Genomic DNA, 20075 nt, shown 5'->3' with positions numbered 1-20075 from the left:
TTTCACCCTCGCCCCGCGGCGGATCACCGGTCAACGACCAGCTCACGCACCTTTGTGCGTGGAAAACGTTCCGTTCGCGGGGGTCGATACGGGCCTCCGGCCCTCCCTCGTGCATGCGCAAGCACTCTGTAGGGTTGGCCCATGTCAACGAGCGACGAGGCCTCCCCCCTCCATCCGGACGAGGAGGCGGTGATCCGGGCACTGCTTCCCGCGGTGACCGCGATGATGCGCGACTTCGACGCGGATCTGACCCGTGACGAGCATCTGACACACACCGAGTACCTGGTGCTGGTCTTCCTGTCCGAGGCCCCGGAAGGCACTCTGCGGCTCATCGACCTGGCCGCCCGCACCCACAAGTCACCGAGCGCCGTCAGCCGTGCGGTGGGACGCCTCGAGAACGAGCAGTTGGTACAGCGTGTGCAGGCCAGCGACGACGGCCGGGGCAGCAACGCGGTCCTCACCGACGCGGGCCTCACCCGCCTGGAACGGGCCCGGCGCACCCACATCACCAGCATCCGCCGACACCTCATCGACCACCTGAAGGGTGTCGACCTGGCAGCCCTGGCCCGGGGCCTGGAAGCCATCGCGCAGCCCGAGGCCGGCCCGAGGACCACGAAGCGGGCAGTCCCCCGTCGTTAGCTGGCGGAGTGCCGCCCTGGCTTGATCGCCGCGGGCGGCCTCGCCGACGCCCCTGTTCACCATCATCGGCCTTGCCTGCATCCAAACTACGTGCGTGCGCACGCACCTGGTGATACTGTTTTCTCATTCAACGACCCCGGCCGCGGACGTTCGACATGGCCGAGCCCTGTCCGGGCGGAGGTCGCGGCCCACACCTCGATGGGAAAACACAGATGAGAGTCAGCGAGTCGGGAACCGGCACGACAAGACGGGCGATTCTGCGGGGAGTCGCCCTCGGCGGAGTCGGTATCGCCACCACGTCACTCCTCACCCCCCAAAGCGCCGTGGCCACGGACGCGGGCAGCGGACTCGCCGTCCCCGGCGTCGATGTCGTCATCGACGACTCCCACGCCACCCGAGAGGTGACCACGCTGGTCAGGAACTACCTCGCCCGGAAGAGCGAGGCGGACCCGGACGGCACGATGACCTTCTTCTCACGCAACCCGGTCACCTACGTCGACGCGGTTCTGGGCTGGTCCTGGTACGACTGGAACTCCCTGCGAGCGGCGCTGCACCAGTTCATGCCCAACTGGCCCAGTGACGGCAGGTCCTACCCCACCCGGATCCTCGGCGACTCCTCCGGCGCCATCGTGTTCTTCACGGACACCGAGGGACTGTTCGGGCCGTCCGAGATCCGCGCTGTCGGCGTCGTCGACTTCCGTCATCGGAAGATCACCCGCCAGATCGACTACTGGGACGGCCGCCACTTCGGCGTGGCCGACGCGGCGAAGCTGAAGGTGTCGTCGGACCAGTTCCCCGCGGACTTCGGTGAATCCACCGTCGGCGAGAACGCGGCGCCGACCATGAAGAACATCTCCTCCCGACTCGCCCGCGCCCTGCGCGAGGGCGACGGAGCGAGCGCCGCGCGGCTGTTCGCTCCGGGGGCCGTCTTCGAGGACGTTCCGGCGCATGTGCAGATCACCGGCCCCAGAAGCATCGGCTCCTACCTCACCGGTGCCGCCGGCCTGTTGCCGTACGCCGGTCGCGGCACGAGCGTCCGGCACATCGTCGGCAGCGCGGTGGGGGGCGGCTACGAATGGACCGCTTCCGACGGCACCGTGCCCCGCGGTGTCACCGCACTGGAGCTGGACGAGTGGGGCAGGATCACCCGCCTGACCGCCATGTGGGACGGCTCGCTCGTCGAGGACTCCGCTCTGGTCGCCCTGGCGCAGCAGGCGATCGAACACTGAGGCGCGTGCAACGGCTGATGCCACGAGGGGAGTTGTCATTGGGTGATCAGGCCGGAGGCGAGTTAGAGGAACCCTTCGCGGATGTCGGCGCGGCGTTCCCAACGGATCCGCAGGCGCCGGAAGCCGTGCAGCCACGCGAAGCCTCTGCCGATCACCCCGCCGTGAGGGCCCAGTCCGGTGCCGGGCCATGTTCCCCGGCGGGGAGAGGAGGGATCTCGACGAGCACCGGCAGGAGCGGGGTGACGTCGCCACGGTCGGCACCGGTCAGCAGGACCACGAGCACCGGTCCGCGGCCCTGAAGGAGACCGGTGTCCGACCGGCCCGGTGCAACGGGGCACGATTCGCGCAACGGCGACATCGAAGTGCGCTTGCGGTCGGCCACGTGACCGTCGCCCCGCTTCGCCAACGCCTCGCGGCGCACGGTCCACGCCGGCCAGAGCCAGCTCTCATGACGTGATCGCAAGCTCGGCCCATCGGGTGACGCGGGCAGCGCGGCGGAAGACACCGTGCCGGACGGCGAGTGCCTCGACGATGCCCTTTTTCCGCGGCCTCATTCGGCCAGAGCGACCTCCGGGACAACGGGGGCAGGTTCCGGGGCGGTCTGCGCTGCCTGGGCGCCCCTCAGCGAGAGGCGTTCTGGGTCTGGAACGAGGTGCTGATACGTGATCGATGGCACCGCCTGGCTCACCTGGACATGCTGAGCTACCTGTCACCGGCGGAGTGCGGCAGCCACATGCAGATGATGGACTTCGTCGACTCGGTGCAGGCGTGCATGCCGGCCACCGCCCCCACTCTCGGTCTGGAACTGACGGCCGCGGCCCGCCAGTACATCAACACGCTGGACACGGGTGGCCCGTCAGCCCTGCTGGCCAGAGACCAGTGGCGCCACCGGGCCGACGTCTTGATTCTGGAGCGTGCCCTCGCCTGGCAACGCGATCCCCGATGCCTGCATCACGCCGCTGCCCTGGCAGACCTCAACACCCTCGCCTTCGCCCTCGCTGCCGCGCGAAGACCCCACGACGCCCAACCCGTCTTCGCCGCCTTGGGCGGCATCGTGACTCCCTGGCCCTGGAACGCGGTGGGCGACCCGCTCGCGGCGTACGCGCGGGAGAGCAGACGCGCCCTGCGCTGACTGCCCGGTAGCCAGTGCGGCCCGAGGGCGTCCCGGCCCGCGCGAGACCACATCGCCAGGGCGGATTTTCGCTGGAACAGGGCCCTTGATGATGAGAGTCCGGGGTAGCGGCGAAGTTTTCTGACTACAACTCTTGAGGAGGGATGTGATCTGGCCTACAGTCCTGCCACTGAATCCGCCCCGTCCACGCTGGCTGAAAGTGCCTCGTCCGGCTCAGCGGCGAACCCGTCGGCACGCGGCCTCCCGAAAGGATCCGTCCCGTGGAATCAGCAGCAGGCCAACACCTCAAACGGGAGTTCAGAGCACGAGACGCCCTCGTGTTCTCCTTCGCGGCGATCTCCCCCATCGCCGCCATCTACTCGGTTTTCGGCCTGGTCCTGGTCCTGGCCGGGCCGGTTGGATGGTGGGGATACGTCGCCGTACTGGCGATATCGGTGGTCGTCGCGTGCACCCTCGGTCTCGTGGCCTCCCGGTGGCCGATCGAGGGTGGCAGCTACCAGTGGGCCCGGCGGCTCGGCGGGCGCGCCTTCGGCTGGGCCGCGGGGTGGTCCTACATGTGGACCTGGACCATCGGCGTGGCCTCGGTCTCGTACTTCATGGCGGGGCTCCTGCCCCCCTTGCTGGGCATCGATCCTTTCACCGTGACGCGACAGACGCTGGTCGGCGTGGCGCTCATCGTGCTCGTCACCCTGCTCAACATGCTCGGTCCCACGGTCCTGAAGGTCGTCACCCGGCTCTGTCTGGTCGCTGAGGTGATCGGCTCGGTCTTCCTCGCGTTCGTCCTTCTCGTCTGGCATCGGGAGCAGTCACTCTCGGTGCTCACGGAGCGGGCCGGCGCCACGCCGCACGACTACACGTGGAGCGGGCTCTTCCTCGCGATCGCCCTGATCGGCTACACGTTCAGCGGCTACGAGAGCGCCTGCTCGATGGCGGAGGAGATCAAGGACCCGGAGCGGCACCTGCCCAAGGTCATGATCTACGCGGTGTTCGCCCTCGGTGGTGTCACTCTGCTCTCCTCGCTGGCCCTGCTGCTCGCCGTGCCCGACCTGCCCAAGGTGATGCTCGGGCAGGTGACCGACCCCGCAGCCGAGACCATCGTCGCCGCGCTGGGCTCCGGCGTCGCGAAGCCGTTCCTCGTGCTGATCCTTCTCGCCTTCGCCGCGACCCTGGTCGCCAGCCACACGACGGCGTCCCGGGTCCTGTGGTCGTTCGCGCGGGACGGCGCCGTACCGGCGTCGAAGTTCCTCGTGAAGCTGTCGGGACGCAGCACCTATCCGATCCGGTGCCTGGTCACCGTCGGCGCCCTGTCGACCGTCGTGATGCTCTCGGCCTTCTCGAACAAGATCTACACCACGCTCGTCTCCGGGGCGACCACCACCTTCTACATCACGATGGCGCTCGTCATCGGCGCCCTCGCGGTCAAGGTGTTCACCGGACGATTCGAGTACGGACCGTTCACCCTCGGCCGCGCCACCCCCGTCTTCGTCCTCGCCTCTCTGGCCTGGGTGGTTTTCGAGGTGATCAACCTCTGCTGGCCGCGGGCGACCGGTCAGGCGTGGTACGTCACGTGGGCCGTCCCGCTCGGGGTCACCACCATCGCCGTGCTCGGCGTGGTCGTTCGCCTCGTCGTTCGCCCCTCCCTCACCGAGCTCGACGTCAGCACCGAGCCCGACGCCGACGAGCGAGTGGCGGCGGTCTGACGGCCCCCCGTTCCGCGCTTCGCTCACGATCATGCCGTAGGAGAACTGAGAGTCACCATGACTGAGACCGGTGCGTACGACGTCGACGACCTCGATTCACCACTGCTGGCAGCCGATCCGCAGTCCTTCCTCGGGCGGCTGCGGGAAACGGATCCGGTGCACCGGAATCCGCGCTGGAACGCGTGGCTGGTGACGCGGCACGACGATGTCACCTTCGTCACCAGGAATCCGGAGATCTTCAGCAGTGCTCCCAAGGGGCTGAAGGCCTCGGAGTTCTACCCGCCGATCGACGAGGAGGCGTGGGATCTGGTCGACGGCGTCGATCCGGCCTACCGCGGTCATCTCGGTATCGGCCTGGGCGACATCCTGGTCCTGAGTGCCGACCGGCCCGATCACCTGCACATGCGTGAAGCGCTGCACGAGTGGTTCACCCCGCGCAACGTCAAGCGCTGGACGGATCTCATCCGCAGCACCGTCGACGGTCTCATCGAGGCCCGGTACGACGACCACCGGATGGAGTTCAAGAACGACTTCGCCACCCAGCTGCCGTTCCTGGCGATCCGGATCATGCTCAACCTGCCGGAGTCCGACGCCCTGTTGCTCAAGGAGACGGCGGAGCGGCTCACCAACCCGGCTGACGGCACCGCCGGAGCCGTGGCGGCACTCCACGAACTCGCCGCCTACTTCGGTCCGTTGCTCGACGCGCGCGCGAACAACCCGGGTGACGACATCCTGTCTCTGATCGCCGCGGGCGAGAAGAAGGGTGTCTACACCCGCCCGCAGGCGATCTCCGTCGCCATCACCATCCTGCTGGCCGGACACGAGACCACGCTCACCCTGCTCACCAACGGCCTGCGGTTGTTCATCGAACACCCCGACCAGTGGGACCTGTTGCGCACGGACCCCGGGGGCCTCGCGCCGAAGGCCGTCGAGGAATGTCTCAGGATGGAGCCCTCACTTGTCGGCATCGGCAGGTGTTCGACCCGGGATGTCGAACTGAGCGGCACGGTGATCCCTGCCGGCGATGTCGTGTACGGGATTCTGGCGACGGCGAACCGCGATCCCCGCGTCTTCGAGAACCCCGACAGCTTCGACATCACGAGGTTCCCGAACCGGCACATCTCGTTCGGTGGCGGGATCCACCACTGTCTCGGCGCCGCCCTCGCGCGGCTGGAGAGCCAGATCGCCTTCACCGCGCTGGCCAAGCGGTTCGAGCGGTTCGAGCTCGCCCAGCCGACGATCGACTACCTGCCCGACGTGTTCGTGCACTTCATGCACCAACCGACCGAGCTGAACGTCACCTGGTGAGACCCGACGGCCGACCCACCTCCCTCACACGGATACGCAGATGACAGGAGAGAACCGACGGTGAAGAGTCATCCCTCTGGCACTCAGGCCCCCGCCGCCACACAGGGCGACGAGCGCCCGCTCAAGGAAGCCTTGGAGTTCCTCTTCGAGGTCCCGGCCCCCCGAGACCCCTACCCGGCCTATGCCCGGCTGCGACGCGAGGCACCGGTCTGGTGGTGCGAGGAGCAGTCGGCGTGGCTGGTGAGCAGGTACGAGGACGCTCGCTCGGTCCTGCTGGACGCGGAGTCCTTCAGCAACAAACCTCATCAGGGTCTGTACGGCCCGTACAACGAACCGGACGCGGGCTCGTTCTTCCTCAAGGACAAGCCGGACCACACCGTGTGGCGCCGGATCTTCACCGGAGGAGGCAGTTACAGCGCCGCGGCGATGAAACCCGTCCTGGGCATGATGGAGGAGATGTGCTCCGACAGCATCGCCCGTCTCCCGAAGGACGGGTTCGACGCGGTCGGCGACCTCGGTGTGCCGTTGGCCGCGGAGTTCCTCGGCCGCTTCTTCGATCTGCCGGCGGATGAGTCACCGTGGGTCGCGGCGATCCCCATCTTCTACTATCCCGGCGCCGAGGACCTGACCCCGGAGTTGTTGACCTACTTCGAGGAGCTGGTCAGGAAGCGTCGCGCGGCCCCGGGGAACGACCCCCTCTCCAAGGCCGTGCTCGCCAACGACAGCCAGGGCCCGCTGCTGACCGACCGTCAGATGGCCTGGAACTTCCATGACTTGGTGTTCGCCGGCGCCGGTTCGCTCTATGTCGCGATCGCCGAGTCGGTCGCGGTGCTCGCGGAACACCCCGAGGCACAGGATCCGCTCCACTGGGAGTCGCCCGACGCCGCCGCGCGTTCGACCGAGGAGGTGTATCGATGGCTCAGCCACTCCCACTGGCTGTTCCGGACCGCGACGGTGGATGTGGAGCTGGGAGGTCAGCGGATTCGCGCCGGTGACGGCGTCTTCCCGCTCATCGCGTCGGCCAACCGGGACGAGGCCGTATGGGGGAACGGTGAGGAGCTGGACCTCGGGCGCGAGGCCGGCGTCCCGAACCTCGCCTTCGGCTACGGCCCGCACATCTCCGTGGGCACGTCGATAGGCCGGGCGTTCCTTGCCACGATGCTGCCCATCCTCGTTCGCGACCGAGCTCCCTTCCGCCTGGCCGGGACGCCTGAGCGCGTGCTGGCCTACGGCGTGAGCACGCCGAGGACACTCCCGATCGCACCGGCCGACGGAGGCTGAGAGGCACGTCAGGAACATCCGCACGAGAAAGGTGTACGCACCCCGATGCAAGGCAGAGTGCAGGACAAGGTCGCGCTGATCAGCGGCGGGGCTCGCGGAATGGGCGCCAGCCACGCTCGCGCGCTGGTCGCCGAGGGCGCACGCGTGGTCATCGGCGACCTCCTCGACTCCGAAGGTGCCGAACTGGCGGATGAACTAGGGGACATGGCCGCGTATGTGCACCTGGATGTGACCGACAGGTCGCAGTGGCAGGCCGCGGTGGACGAGGCCGTGAGCCGGTTCGGCGGTCTCGACGTCCTGGTGAACAACGCCGGTATCACGATCCGCGGTTCTGTCGAGGACTACGACCCCGAGGCCTGGCACAAGGTCATCGCGGTCAACCTCACCGGGGTCTTCCACGGCATTCAGGCCTGCGTCGGACCGCTGAAGAGGAGTGGACGCGGTTCGATCGTCAACGTGTCGTCGACCGCGGGGCTCCAGGGCTACCAGAACCTGGGCGCGTACGTGGCGTCCAAGTACGGAGTCCGCGGTCTGACGAAGAGCGCGGCGATCGATCTGGCACGCGACAACATCCGGGTCAACTCGGTGCACCCGGGACTGGTCCGCACACCGATGATCAGCGAGGGCGCGTGGTCCCAGGACCACGTCGCGCTCCAGCGCATCGGCGAGCCCTCCGAGGTCTCGGCACTGGTCCTCTTCCTCGCCAGCGACGAATCCAGCTTCTCGACCGGAGCGGAGTTCGTCGCGGACGGTGGCGAGACCGCGGGCCTGGCGGTCCTCAAGGGATGAGGGGCCGTCACGGGATGAGGGGCCGTCACGGGATGAGGGCCGTCATGGAGATCGGGCCGCCGAAAGCGGCACCCGCACGGTCAAAGGAGTAAGCGCTGATGGGCCAAGTGATCTACGACGAGGAGACCCGCGTCGCCGGTCTCCTCGCGGCGCAGGAGAAGGCCGAGGAACTGTTCGACGCCATGGTGGCGCACGATCTGATCCGCCCCGGCCGGAGCGAGGAGGAGGTCAGCCAGGACATCCACGCGCTGGCCCGCGGCATCATCGGGAAGCCGCGCTACTGGCACGCGCGTCTGGTGCGCGCCGGCATCAACACCGCGGCCCCTTACGACGAGTCGACCCCGGTTCGGGTCATCGAGGAGGACGACATCGTCTTCTGCGACCTCGGTCCGATCTTCGAGGAGTGGGAGGCCGACTTCGGGCGGACGTACGTACTCGGCGACGACCCGGACAAGCTGCGGCTGCGGGACAGTCTGCCCCAGCTGTGGGAAAGCGGGCGACGCTACTTCGAGCAGCACCCGGAGGTGACGAGCGCGGAGCTGTTCGCCTTCATGGAGTCGCAGGTCAAGGCGCGGGGTTGGGAACTGGGTGCGGGCTTCACAGGCCATCTCGTCGGTCAGTTCCCGCACGACATGGTGCCGCCGCCCGACGACATCCACAGCTATATCGCGCGCGACTCGCACCGTCCCATGCGTCGTCTGGACGACATCGGCCGCGTGTGCCACTGGATCCTGGAGGTCTACGTCATGGATCGCGAGCGGCAGTTCGGCGGCTTCCACGAGCAGCTTCTGGACCTGGGCCACGACGGTTGAGCCGGTGTGGGCAGATTGCCCAACCTCCCTGGTCATAGGAGCGGGCCGAGGTATTTTCGATGACAGAATCTCGCAGTGTGGCGTGCGTCCCAGCACTGTTCGGAAGGGGTTGCTGTGGAGAAGCCGGTCAGGCATCACGTTCTTGACGAGGTCGATCTCGGGTTGATCGAGTCGCTTCGTGAGGACGGCCGGATGGCGCTGGGCGAGCTGGGACGCCGGGTCGGCCTGTCGGGCGATGCGGCGCGTGAGCGGCTGCGTCGCTTGCGTGAGGCGGGCATCGTCAGGGTGCAGGCGCGGGTGGACCCGGCGGTGCTGGGTTACGACACGCTGGCCATGGTGCTGCTGACGGTGCGGGGAAACGTGGCGAAGGTGGCCGAGCGGCTGGTCGAGGTCGAGGAGATCGACACGGTCGTGACGGTGGCGGGGAGCGCGGATCTGCTCCTGGAGTTCGTGTGCCGGGACGACGAGCATCTCAACGAGCTGCTGGACACGCATGTGCGGGGCAGTGAGGAGATCGACGGGCGGTCGGTGCTGGTGTACCTGGAGGTGCTGAAGGACACCACCGGGGAGGACGCGATCGGTTCCGGTACGCGGCCGACGGGCGCGAAGCCGCTGGACGATGTGGATCGCGCCGTACTGGCGGCTCTCCAGCGCGACGGACGTGCCTCGTACCAGGATGTCGCCGATCACACGGGTCTGTCGTATTCACATGCGCGCAGACGTGCGGTGGCGTTGATCGAGTCGCAGACCGTCCGGATCGAGACGTCGGTCAACCGGATCAGTCAGGGACGCGTGGTGGCGGCGGTGGGGGTGCGTACGCAGGGGCCGATCGGTCCGGTGCGCGACGTGCTGCTGTCACTGGACGAGGTGCAGTTCGCGGTGGCCACGGCCGGTCCGTTCGACCTGGTGATCGATGTCGCCTGTCGTGACCGGGCGCGTCTGGTCGAGCTGGTGCTGCACGAGCTACGGATGGCGCCCGGGATCAGCGCGACGGAGATATTCCTCTATCTGGAGCTCCGGAAGCTCCCGCTGTGGTGGTCCGGCCTCGTCCGCCAGCCCGACAGCATCGGCGAGCGTCCCGCGCCGGCGGTCGATCCCTCGTAGCAGCGTGTCCTCCGTGGCGGCGTACCAGGTTCGCGGTGGGGCGCCGGGCGCTCACGGCAGGCCCCTGGCAGCGGTGCCCCGCCCGCACGGTGCACGCCTCACGCTGATCCCGTACGTCGACTTGCGCGTCGTCCGTCTCCCGATGCCGGTCGGGCATCCGGCTCTTACGTGACCACTCGCGGCACGCTGCACCTCGACACCCAAACCATCTGTCGAGACGCCCAGGGTTTGAAAATAACTCGCCCATTGCGACTTTCTAGTGTTAGCATCTCGGGTACAGGACCTTGGCAGAGTAATCCGTGAGGTGCGCTGGTGAGCCCATCAACCACCCTTGAAGCCGATGCCTTCGAGGTACGAGTCCGCGCGGTTCGCCTTGAGGCGGAGCAGGTCGTGTCTCTCGAGTTGGACAGTGCGGTCGGCGAGCCGCTCCCGGCCTGGACCTCCGGCGCCCACGTCGATGTGGTCCTGCCGTCCGGGCAGATCCGTCAGTACTCGTTGTGCGGGGACACGTCCGACCCGCGCAGCTACCGCATCGCGGTGCTTCGCCAGGAGGCGGGACGCGGTGGATCCGTCGAAGTGCACGACGGCCTGCGGGTCGGCCAGACACTCGAACTCAGGGGACCGCGCAACAACTTCCCCCTCGCTTCGGGCAGCCGGCACCTGTTCATCGCGGGAGGCATCGGGATCACCCCGCTCCTCGCCCACGCCCGTGCCGCGCACGCGCGTGGTGACAGGTGGTCCTTGATCTACGGAGCGCGCAGCGAATCAGCGATGGCGTTCGTCGACGAGCTCAACGCCCTTGGATCGGGCCAGGTCGACCTGGTGCCCGAGGACAGCCGCGGATTCATGGACCTCGACCGGATCGTGGCCAGACTCGACACGGACTGCGAGGTGTACTGCTGCGGACCCGCGGGCCTGCTGGACGCGATCACGCAGAAAGTGCCGGGTCCGCGACTTCACATTGAGCGCTTCACGGCGTCGCAGCAGCAGTCGACGACGGACAGCGGGTTCGAGGTCGAGTTCGCCCGCAGTGGGGTGACCGTCAAGGTGGGCCCGGACCAGAGCGTCCTGGACGCCGCGATCGACGCGGGCCTCAATCCCCTGTGGTCCTGCCGTGAGGGTCTGTGCGGAACCTGCCTCACCGGAGTGACGGGAGGCGAGCCCGAGCACCTCGACGACGTCCTGGACGACGACGAACGGGCCGCGAACGACCAGATGCTCATCTGCGTGTCACGCGCCAAATCCGCCCGGCTCACTCTCGACATGTAGGGACGAAAAGCCACCCATGCCCCCTCACACCCTCGTCACCCACGGCCCCGGCATCCCCCCGGCAGCGGGGCCCTACAGTCCCGCGGTGGTCGTCGGCGACACCTGTTACCTCAGCGGCCAGATCGCCCTCGACCCCGCCGGCGCGTTGGTCGGCGAGGACGCCGCCGCCCAGACCGTTCAGGTCATGAGCAACATCGGCGCCGTACTGGACGCCGCCGGCTTCCGCTTCGAGGACCTCGTCCTGGTCACCATCCTGCTCGCCGACATCGCCGACTTCGCCTCGGTCAACGACGCCTACGCCGCGGCCCTGCCGGAGCGGGTCCGTCCGGCCCGTGTCACCTACCAGGCGGGCGCGCTCCCCCTCGGCGCCCTGGTGGAGATCCAGACCACCGCCGTCCGACAGCGCTGACCCGCTCGCTCCGCCGCCGCCGAGTACACCCGAGCGGTCTCCGACGTCCCCGAAGGGACCAGCGCACGACTTTCGATCGAAAGGTTTGAGAGATGGCCGTAGGCGAACTCCTGTCCACCGAGGAAATCTCAGAGGGGCTGCGGCGCGCCTGGTTCCCCGTCGCCCGGAGCAGTGACATCGCCGCTCCCCACGGCACGGAACTTCTCGGTCGGCGACTGGTCGTCTTCCGTGACGCTCACGGCACCGTCCGCGTCACCGACCGCCGCTGTCCCCACCGCGGTGGGGACCTGGCGGCCGGGGAGATCCGGGGCACAAGCGTCAGCTGCCCCTACCACGGGTGGCAGTTCGACGGGGAGGACGGCGCCTGCACCGCGATCCCCGCGCTGGGCCCCGACGCCCGGATTCCACGGAACGCCCGCATCGACGCCTACCCGGCGGTGGAGCGTTACGGCCTGGTCTGGACGGTGCTCGGCGATCCGCTGACGGATGTGCCGGAGCTGCCCGAACTCGATCCTCTGGGGATGACGTACCTGGTCGGTGCGCCGATCCCGACCGCTGCCGGGATCCTCGCCTCGGCCGAGAACTTCCGGGACGTCGCCCACTTCCCCTTCGTGCACGCCTCGACGATGGGCGGAGTCCCCAAGGAGGTCGAGAGGCTCCACGTCAGGGCCGAGGGCTTCGAGACCTGGCTGACCCGGGAGTACTCCGTCGGCGGAGGTGACGCGGGCACGTACGTCTTCGACGAAGGCGTCGCCGTGCACTACCACGCGGTGATGCCGGCACTGGTGTCCGGGCGTTTCGACTACGGCGAGCAGGGCCAGCGCATCATCCTCGAATGCTTCCAGCCGCTCGGGCCGACGGGCACGATCATCTACCCGGTGTCCGGCACGGCCGAGGACTACACGGTGTCCACTCCCGAAGAGGCCCTCGCCGACGAGGAGTTCGTCATCAACGAGGACAAGCCCATCCTCGACGGCCTGTGGCCCCTCGAAGTCCCCCTGGACGGTTCGTTCGACGAGGTCTCCATCGCGGCGGACCGGTACACGCTGACGACCCGCAACGCCTTCTCTTCCTTTGTCCGTACCGCCCTGACCGCGGGCGTCCGAGAGCGGAGCACCGTGTGAGCACCGACCCCATGCCGGTCCCCGGCCAGCGAACCGTCCTCGTCACCGGGGCCGCCACCGGCATCGGCCTGGCGGTCGCCCGCCGGTTCGCCGCGGAGGGCGACCGCCTGGTGCTGAACTACTACAAGGACAACGGCGAGCTGGACGCGGTCGCGGCCGGCCATCCCGGCGGCGAGGCCGCCGTACTCCAGGTCGAAGCCGATGTCTCCGACCCGCACGCCTGTGAGGAACTCGTCCGCCGCGCCGAGGCCGCCTACGGCCGCGTCGACGTACTGGTCACCTCCGCGGGCATCGCCACCTGGGGGCCCACGGCGGAGTTCCCGTGGGAGGACTACGAGCGGTTGATGGCGGTGAACCTCCGCGGCACCTACGCCTGTGTCCGCGCCGTCCTTCCGGGCATGACCCGGCGCCGGGCGGGCCGCATCATCACCATCAGCTCAGAGGTCGCCCTGGTGGGCATGGCCGAGGCGACGGCCTACGCGGCGACGAAGGGCGCGGTCATCGCCATGACCAAGTCCCTCGCCCGGGAGATGGCACCACTGGGTGTGCTGGTCAACTCGGTGGCGCCGGGGCCGACCATGACCCCGCTCTTCGAGCAGTCGCCCGAGTCCCAGGACCCGGCGGTGCAGGCCGCGGTCCCGGTGGGCCGGTTCGGCCGGCCCGCAGAGATCGCCGGTGCGGTGTCCATGCTGGCGGGTCCCGACGGAAGCTTCTTCGTCGGACAGGTCGTCAGTCCGAACGGCGGAGCGGCCATCTGACATGGCCGGCGCCCCACGGAGACCTTCTCCGTGGGGCGCCGGCCGATTCGGAGCGGCGGAGTCACACCACCGCCGCGCCACCGAGATCGAGCAGCTCTTCCCGAAATCCACCGAACCGCCGCTGCCGGTCCACCAGATGCACCTCGAGAATCCAGTGGCAGACCCGCCCGGTCTCGTCCAGGCGTCGCATGGGCCGATCGGAACCGCGGGCGATGTAGCTGTGGACGTCGTCCGGCGGGGGGACCATGTCATGGGGGAACTGGCCGACGAGGTGCCCGCTGAAGCCGGCGCCGAGTTCCCATCCGGCCTCGTGCGCCCGCGCTTCCATGAACTCGTAGAGTCCCTCGCCCGTCACGTCCGGGTTCCGCTCGAAGTGACGGCGGCCCTCGTCCCACAGGTGGGCCAGGTCGTCGCGGAGTCGGAGCTTGTCCGGATCGTCGCCCAGCACGAAGGTCCGGCCGAAGTCGGCCTCCCACTCCTCGAAGATCGGGCCCAGGTCGCAGAACACGATGTCGTCGGGTTCGAGGACACGAACGGAGGCTGACTGGTCGTAGGGCAGCAGGGTGTTCGCACCGGCGCGGACGATGCGGGCGTGCCAGTACCGGGCCACGCCGAGTACCTTCCTGGCGAGCACGTGGATGTCCTTGCTGACCTCGACCTCGCTGCGCCCGGCGCGCACCAGCCGGTCCTCGACGATCGCGTCGAAGAGCTCCTCCGCCTTGGCCTGGGCCGCCAACAGGCCCTGAACACGTGCCTCTTCATCGAAGACCAGCTCTGCCATGTGGCTCTCCCCTTCAGTCCAGACTGCGCCACCCTATACAAGGCAACACCACAAGAACAAGAGTTTTATGCCATAGCCACCTGCTAATACCCGAGCTATATTCACTCCAAGAGAGTTTCAGCCGTACAACTTACGATCTTAGTCGACGGCAACACACCCCGTCGCGGCGCGGCCGCCCACCCGGCGCCCCGCGCTGCGGCGCACCCGGTGGAGGACCTGCATGGAACCCGTGCAACTGCTCGCCCCCGATGGCACACTGCGCTCCGACCCACGATGGCCACTCGACGTCACGGCGGAGCTGTGCCGTGACTTCTACCGGCGCATGACCTTGGCGCGCTGCTTCGACAACGAATCTCTCGCACTGCAACGCCAGGGCGAACTAGGCCTCTGGCTCCAGTCGTTGGGACAGGAAGCCGCACAGGTCGGCTCGATCACCGCGCTCCGCTCCGACGACTACGTCTTCCCCAGTTACCGCGAGCACGCCGCCGCGCTGTGCCGCGGCATCACGCCCGCCGAACTGCTGGTGCAGTGGCGCGGCAACCAGCACAGCGGGTGGGACCCGGTGCGGTACCGCTTCCACATCTACACGCTGGTCCTGGCCGCGCAGCTGCCGCATGCCACGGGCTATGCCATGGGCGTGCAGCGGGACGGGACGGAGGAGATCGTCGCGGCCTACTTCGGCGACGGCTCGTCGAGCCAGGGCGAGGCCAACGAGGCCTTCAACTGGGCCGCTGCCGCCGGCGCCCCCCTGCTGTTCTTCTGCCAGAACAACCAGTGGGCGATCTCCACTCCCACCCAGACCCAGATGCGTGCCTCGCTCCATCAGCGGGCCGCCGGTTTCGGGCTCGACGCCCATCTGGTCGACGGCAACGACGTCCTGGCCGTGCACGCGGTGACCAGCGCGGTCGCCAGCCAGATCCGCGCCGGAGGCGGCCCGGCGCTGATCGAGGCGATCACCTACCGGATGGCCGGCCACAGCACGTCCGACGACCCCGGCCGGTACCGGGCCCCCGGCGAGCTGGACACCTGGCAGAACCTCGACCCGATCACGCGGCTGGAGACGCTGCTGGTCGACCGGGGCTGGCTGGACGCGGAGTTCCGGGACGGGCTGGAGCAGGAGTGCGCGGCGCTCGCCGCGGAGACCCGCCGTATCTGTCGAGAACTCCCGCTCGGAGACGTCACCAGCCTGTTCGGCACCGTGCTGGCGCAGGAGACCCCGCTGCTGGCCGAGGAACGACGGCAGTACGAGGCCCTCGTCGCCTCCTATGTCGACTGATCAACCCACCCGTGCACTGATCGACCAGCCCACCAGCCGCCCCACCCCATGCGGCTCTCGACGGGAGCGAACATGCCCGTGCTCACCCTGTCCAAAGCGATCAACACCGGCCTGCGGCACGCCCTCGAAGACGATCCCAAGGTCATCGTCATGGGCGAGGACGTCGGTGTACTCGGCGGCGTCTTCCGCGTCACCGACGGCCTCCAGAAGGACTTCGGCGCCGACCGTGTGATCGACACCCCGCTCGCCGAGGCGAGCATCGTCGGCACCGCGATCGGCCTCGCGCTGCGCGGTTACCGCCCGGTGTGCGAGATCCAGTTCGACGGGTTCGTGTACCCCGCGTTCAGCCAGATCGTCTCCCAACTGGCCAAACTCCGTGCCCGCAGCGGCGGGCGGCTCTCGGTCCCGGTGGTGATCCGGATCCCGGTCGGCGGCGGCATCGGGGCGGTGGAACACCACAGCGAGTCCAACGAGGCCTACTTCGCCCATACGGCGGGACTGCGCGTCGTGTGCTGCTCGAACCCCCTGGACGCGCACTGGATGGTGCGTCAGGCGCTGTCCGGCCAGGACCCGGTCATCTTCTACGAGCCCAAGCGCCGCTACTGGACCAAGGACGAGGTCGCCGACACCGCCGACGACGAACGCGTGCTGCCGCTCGACCGTGCCCGGGTCGTGCGCGCGGGCCGTGACATCACGCTGCTCACCTACGGAGGCATGGTGCAGACCTGCCTCCAGGCAGCGAGCGCCGCGGCCGAGGAAAGCCGGGACATCGAGGTGATCGACCTGCGGTCCCTCGCGCCGCTGGACCTGGAGACGATCTCCCGCTCGGTGGACAGGACCGGCCGCTGCGTCGTGGTGCACGAGGCTCCCACCTTCGCCGGGCTCGGTGCCGAGATCGGCTCGGCGGTGACCGAGCGCTGCTTCTACCGTCTCCAGGCTCCGGTCCTGCGGGTCGGCGGGTTCAACACCCCTTATCCCCCGGCCAAGTTCGAGGACCGGTACCTGCCCGACCTCGACCGCGTCCTCGACGCCGTCGACCGCTCCTTCGCCTGGTGAGGACGCTGACATGACCGTCCAACAGTTCCGCCTGCCCGACGTCGGTGAGGGCCTCGAAGAAGCCGAGATCGTCAGCTGGCATGTCGCCGTCGGCGACACCGTCACGCACAACCAGGTCCTCGTCGAGATCGAGACCGCGAAGTCCCTGGTCGAGCTGCCGTCGCCGTACAACGGTGTGATCGCCGAACTCCTCGTCGAGGAAGGGCAGACCGTCGCCGTCGGCACACCGATCATCAGCGTCACAACCGACGCCGAGACCACCGTCGACACCCCGCCATCGACGCAACCCGTGCCCGACACGGACGACCACCCGGAGCCCGCACCCTCCGTGCTGGTCGGTTACGGCCCCAGCGAGGCGAGCGGCACCCGCAGGCGACGTCGGACGCCGGTGACGGCCACGCCGAACGGGGCGAGCCGACCCGGCGCGGTGATGACGCTCGCCAAGCCGCCCGTGCGCAAGCTCGCGAAGGACCTGGGCGTCGACCTGAGTGTGATCAGCGGCTCCGGGCCGGAGGGGAGGGTCACCCGGGACGACGTCCTGCGCTCCGCCGAGACGGCGGTCTCCACCGAGCGGCCCGTGCCCGACCACGCGGACCGCGCCGCCGTACCGGTTCCCGCCGCCTCCGTCACGCGCATCCCGGTGAAGGGCGTCCGCAAGGCCGTCGCGGCGGCGATGGTGGGCAGTGCGTTCACGGCGCCGCATGTGACCGAGTTCGTGACCGTGGACGTGACCCGTTCGGTGAAGCTAGTCGAGAAACTCAAGGCGGAGCGCGCCTTCGAGGGGTCCCGGGTCACGATGCTCCTGCTGGTGGCACGGGCGCTGCTGGCCGCGGTGCGTGAGTTCCCCGACATCAACGCCTCCTGGGACCGGGAGGCGAACGAGATCGTGCTGCACCACCAGGTGAACCTGGGCATCGCGGCCGCCACCCCGCGCGGGCTGATGGTGCCCAACATCAAGGACGCAGGCGCTTTGTCGCTGCCCCGGCTCGCCGGCGCTCTGACGGAACTCGTGGGGACCGCGCGCGAGGGCGGGCTGAGCCCCGAGGACATGGCGCGGGGGACGATCACGATCACGAACATCGGGGTCTTCGGGGTCGACTCCGGTACCCCGATCCTGAACCCGGGCGAGGCCGCCATCCTTTGTGTCGGAGCGGTGCGACGCACTCCGTGGGAGCACAAGGGCGGCATCGCCCTGCGCTGGACCGCCCAGCTGGCGATGTCGTTCGACCACCGGCTGGTCGACGGCGAACTCGGCAGCAGGGTGCTCGCCCGGGTGGGCAGGATCCTGGAGAATCCGAAGTGGGAGTTGTTGCTCAGCTAGTGTCTCTCGCACGCCCCGCGCTCAGGTGAGGGTCAGAGGATCACCACGGAGCGCAGGACGTCGCCGTGGTGCATCCGTTCGAACGCCGCCTCGACCCCGTCGATGCCGATCTCCTCGGTCACGAAGGCGTCGAGGTCGAGGCGGCCCTGCCGGTAGAGGTCGACCAGCATCGGGAAGTCGCGGGACGGCAGACAGTCCCCGTACCAGCTCGACCTGAGCGCGCCGCCGCGGCCGAACACGTCGATGAGCGGCAGGTCGGGCACCTTCATCTCCGGGGTGGGGACGCCGACCAGGACGACGGTGCCGGCCAGGTCGCGGGCGTAGAACGCCTGCTTCCAGGTCTCCGGGCGGCCGACCGCCTCGACGACCACGTCGGCGCCGTCCGCGCCGTCGGAGAACTCGCCGCAGATCCGCTTGATCTCCTCGACCGGGTCGACCTGGGAGGAGTCGACGGTGTGGGTGGCGCCCATCTTCTTCGCGGTCTGGAGCTTCTTGGTGTCGATGTCGACGGCGATGATCGGGCTCGCCCCGACGAGCGCCGAGCCTGCGATGGCGGCCACGCCGACCCCGCCGCAGCCGATGACCGCGACGGACTTGCCGCGGCTGACGGCGCCGGTGTTGATCGCCGCCCCGATGCCGGCCATCACTCCGCACCCCAGCAAGCCGACGGCGGCCGGCCGGGCCGAGGCGTCGACCTTGGTGCACTGCCCCGCCGCGACCAGTGTCTTCTCGGCGAACGCGCCGATGCCGAGGGCGGGTGAGAGCTCGGTGCCGTCCTCCAGGGTCATCTTCTGCGTCGCGTTGTGCGTGTCGAAGCAGTACTGGGGGTCGCCGCGCCGGCAGGCCCGGCACTCACCGCACACCGCCCGCCAGTTGAGCACCACGAAGTCCCCCGGCGCCACGCCGGTGACGTCCGGGCCCACGGCCTCCACGACACCCGCCGCCTCGTGACCGAGCAGGAACGGGAAGTCGTCGTTGATGCCGCCTTCGCGGTAGTGCAGATCGGTGTGGCACACCCCGCAGGCCTGCACCTTCACCAGCGCCTCCCCGGGGCCCGGGTCGGGCACGTTGACCGTGACGACCTCGACCGGTCGGCCCTTGCCCCGGGCGATGACGCCCTTCACCTGATGCATGGTTCTCCTTCGTTCTTGATGCGAATGTGCCCGCTCACGACAGACCGGGCCGGGCGCTCGACGCGCCCGGCCCGCATGTGCGAAGTCGCCGAAGCCGGCGTCAGGTCCCGGCCAGGTGCGGGATCTCAAGGCCGGGCAGGACGAGGGCCCCGGTCATCATCGCGCCGTCGCCGCCGCCCGAGATGTTGACGTCCTCGCCGTTGACCCAGCGCGCTCGTGGGCTCAGCAGGAACGTGATGAGCGTGGCGACGTCGGCGGGAGCGCCGTCTCCGCCGACGGCATCGCGTGCCGTGTCGAGCTGGTCCTTGTCGATGGTCCGGTAGAAGGAGGGAAGGAGCGGAGTGGCGATCGCCCCCGGGCTCACCGAGTTCATCCGGACACGGTCGGCGGGAAAGCGGCGAAGCGCCCGGTACTGGGTGTAGACGACCACCGCCTCCTTCGAGAACCAGTAGGCGTCGGGGCCCGACATCGGGTTCGCCTTGACCCACTCGACACCGGCCTCGTAGCTCGGTGTCTCGATGAGCTCACGGCAGAGGGCGACCCGGTCCCGCCAGAACATGCCCGCGTCCGAGGCGACGTTGACGACGGCGCCGCCCGGCTCAAGACGGTCGTACAGGGTTTCGGTGAGTTCGCGCAGACCGAGGAAGTTGATCCGCATGACGTCCTCACCCGCCTGCTCGCCCGAGACGCCGGCCGAGTTGACCAGCCCGAAGACCCGCTCGGGCAGCTGCTCGACGGCGTCGGCGACGGAGTCGGGGTCGGCGAGCGAACACTGGACGTGGGCGCGGCCGTCGGCCGGTGCCTTGATGTCGAGAACCGTGACCACGGCGCCCTCGGCTTCGAGACTCCGGACCGTGGCCTCCCCGATACCGGACGAGCCGCCCGTGACGACGATGTTCTTTCCTGCCAGCTGAAGGTCCATCTGCAACTCCTGTATGTGCACGCTTTCGAACG

The 20075-nt window shown here is 68.8% G+C and carries 19 protein-coding genes; 16 read left to right on the top strand and 3 right to left on the bottom strand.

Going from position 1 to position 20075, the window contains the following annotated elements; genetic code table 11:
• Positions 1-141 precede the first annotated feature (141 nt).
• From ACFY1L_RS22370 to ACFY1L_RS22310, 13 genes are all read left to right on the top strand, one after another.
• Positions 142-639 carry a MarR family winged helix-turn-helix transcriptional regulator gene (locus ACFY1L_RS22370; RefSeq protein WP_388826824.1) on the top strand — a complete coding sequence of 166 codons (498 nt, stop codon included), beginning with the start codon at positions 142-144 and terminating at the stop codon, positions 637-639.
• 212 nt (positions 640-851) lie between these two features.
• Positions 852-1868, top strand: a complete 1017-nt coding sequence (locus ACFY1L_RS22365; RefSeq protein ID WP_388826822.1) for a hypothetical protein — start codon at positions 852-854, stop codon at positions 1866-1868.
• Positions 1869-2562: 694 nt separating this feature from the next.
• The gene (locus ACFY1L_RS22360) at positions 2563-3000 is read left to right on the top strand and encodes a hypothetical protein (RefSeq protein WP_388826819.1); all 438 of its coding nucleotides are present in this window, start codon (positions 2563-2565) and stop codon (positions 2998-3000) included.
• 260 nt (positions 3001-3260) lie between these two features.
• Positions 3261-4700, top strand: coding sequence for an APC family permease (locus ACFY1L_RS22355; RefSeq protein ID WP_388826816.1), 1440 nt, complete (start codon positions 3261-3263; stop codon positions 4698-4700).
• Between the two features lie 57 nt (positions 4701-4757).
• Positions 4758-6008, top strand: a complete 1251-nt coding sequence (locus ACFY1L_RS22350; protein WP_388826813.1) for a cytochrome P450 — start codon at positions 4758-4760, stop codon at positions 6006-6008.
• 60 nt (positions 6009-6068) lie between these two features.
• Positions 6069-7289 (top strand): cytochrome P450, encoded by a 1221-nt coding sequence (locus ACFY1L_RS22345; RefSeq protein WP_388826810.1) that lies wholly within the window; start codon positions 6069-6071, stop codon positions 7287-7289.
• A 45-nt stretch (positions 7290-7334) separates the two neighbouring features.
• The gene (locus ACFY1L_RS22340) at positions 7335-8078 is read left to right on the top strand and encodes a glucose 1-dehydrogenase (protein WP_388826807.1); all 744 of its coding nucleotides are present in this window, start codon (positions 7335-7337) and stop codon (positions 8076-8078) included.
• Positions 8079-8185: 107 nt separating this feature from the next.
• The gene (locus tag ACFY1L_RS22335) at positions 8186-8890 is read left to right on the top strand and encodes a M24 family metallopeptidase (protein WP_388826933.1); all 705 of its coding nucleotides are present in this window, start codon (positions 8186-8188) and stop codon (positions 8888-8890) included.
• 114 nt (positions 8891-9004) lie between these two features.
• Positions 9005-9994 carry an Lrp/AsnC family transcriptional regulator gene (locus ACFY1L_RS22330; protein WP_388826804.1) on the top strand — a complete coding sequence of 330 codons (990 nt, stop codon included), beginning with the start codon at positions 9005-9007 and terminating at the stop codon, positions 9992-9994.
• A gap of 390 nt (positions 9995-10384) precedes the next feature.
• Positions 10385-11263 (top strand): PDR/VanB family oxidoreductase, encoded by an 879-nt coding sequence (locus tag ACFY1L_RS22325; RefSeq protein ID WP_388826801.1) that lies wholly within the window; start codon positions 10385-10387, stop codon positions 11261-11263.
• 16 nt (positions 11264-11279) lie between these two features.
• On the top strand, positions 11280-11672 hold the full coding sequence (locus ACFY1L_RS22320; RefSeq protein ID WP_388826798.1) for a RidA family protein: 393 nt from the start codon (positions 11280-11282) through the stop codon (positions 11670-11672).
• 92 nt (positions 11673-11764) lie between these two features.
• Positions 11765-12796: a Rieske 2Fe-2S domain-containing protein gene (locus ACFY1L_RS22315; RefSeq protein ID WP_388826795.1), complete on the top strand. Its 1032-nt coding sequence runs from the start codon at positions 11765-11767 to the stop codon at positions 12794-12796.
• Positions 12793-13554 carry an SDR family NAD(P)-dependent oxidoreductase gene (locus tag ACFY1L_RS22310; protein ID WP_388826792.1) on the top strand — a complete coding sequence of 254 codons (762 nt, stop codon included), beginning with the start codon at positions 12793-12795 and terminating at the stop codon, positions 13552-13554. Before ACFY1L_RS22315 ends, ACFY1L_RS22310 begins: the two co-directional genes overlap by 4 nt.
• A 61-nt stretch (positions 13555-13615) precedes the next feature.
• Here ACFY1L_RS22310 and ACFY1L_RS22305 read toward each other — a convergent pair whose 3' ends face one another.
• Positions 13616-14326, bottom strand: a complete 711-nt coding sequence (locus ACFY1L_RS22305; protein WP_388826930.1) for a M24 family metallopeptidase — start codon at positions 14324-14326, stop codon at positions 13616-13618.
• Positions 14327-14555: 229 nt separating this feature from the next.
• Here ACFY1L_RS22305 and ACFY1L_RS22300 point away from each other — a divergent pair, with 229 nt between their 5' ends.
• The 3 genes from ACFY1L_RS22300 to ACFY1L_RS22290 all read left to right on the top strand — a co-directional run bounded on the left by ACFY1L_RS22300 (position 14556) and on the right by ACFY1L_RS22290 (position 17988).
• Positions 14556-15611, top strand: a complete 1056-nt coding sequence (locus ACFY1L_RS22300; protein ID WP_388826789.1) for a thiamine pyrophosphate-dependent enzyme — start codon at positions 14556-14558, stop codon at positions 15609-15611.
• A 72-nt stretch (positions 15612-15683) separates the two neighbouring features.
• Entirely contained in the window at positions 15684-16667 is a 984-nt protein-coding gene (locus tag ACFY1L_RS22295) for an alpha-ketoacid dehydrogenase subunit beta (RefSeq protein ID WP_388826786.1), read from the top strand.
• A 10-nt stretch (positions 16668-16677) separates the two neighbouring features.
• Positions 16678-17988 (top strand): dihydrolipoamide acetyltransferase family protein, encoded by a 1311-nt coding sequence (locus tag ACFY1L_RS22290; protein ID WP_388826783.1) that lies wholly within the window; start codon positions 16678-16680, stop codon positions 17986-17988.
• 32 nt (positions 17989-18020) lie between these two features.
• Here ACFY1L_RS22290 and ACFY1L_RS22285 read toward each other — a convergent pair whose 3' ends face one another.
• Both ACFY1L_RS22285 and ACFY1L_RS22280 read right to left on the bottom strand, forming a co-directional pair.
• Positions 18021-19121, bottom strand: a complete 1101-nt coding sequence (locus ACFY1L_RS22285; RefSeq protein ID WP_388826780.1) for an S-(hydroxymethyl)mycothiol dehydrogenase — start codon at positions 19119-19121, stop codon at positions 18021-18023.
• A 100-nt stretch (positions 19122-19221) separates the two neighbouring features.
• Positions 19222-20043 (bottom strand): coniferyl-alcohol dehydrogenase, encoded by an 822-nt coding sequence (locus ACFY1L_RS22280; RefSeq protein WP_388826777.1) that lies wholly within the window; start codon positions 20041-20043, stop codon positions 19222-19224.
• Positions 20044-20075: the final 32 nt, after the last annotated feature.

This window comes from Streptomyces sp. NPDC001663, from assembly GCF_042893105.1.
Classification (GTDB): domain Bacteria; phylum Actinomycetota; class Actinomycetes; order Streptomycetales; family Streptomycetaceae; genus Streptomyces.
The sequence above is the reverse complement of the archived record's forward strand: the minus strand, read 5'-3'. Positions and strand labels throughout refer to the sequence as shown.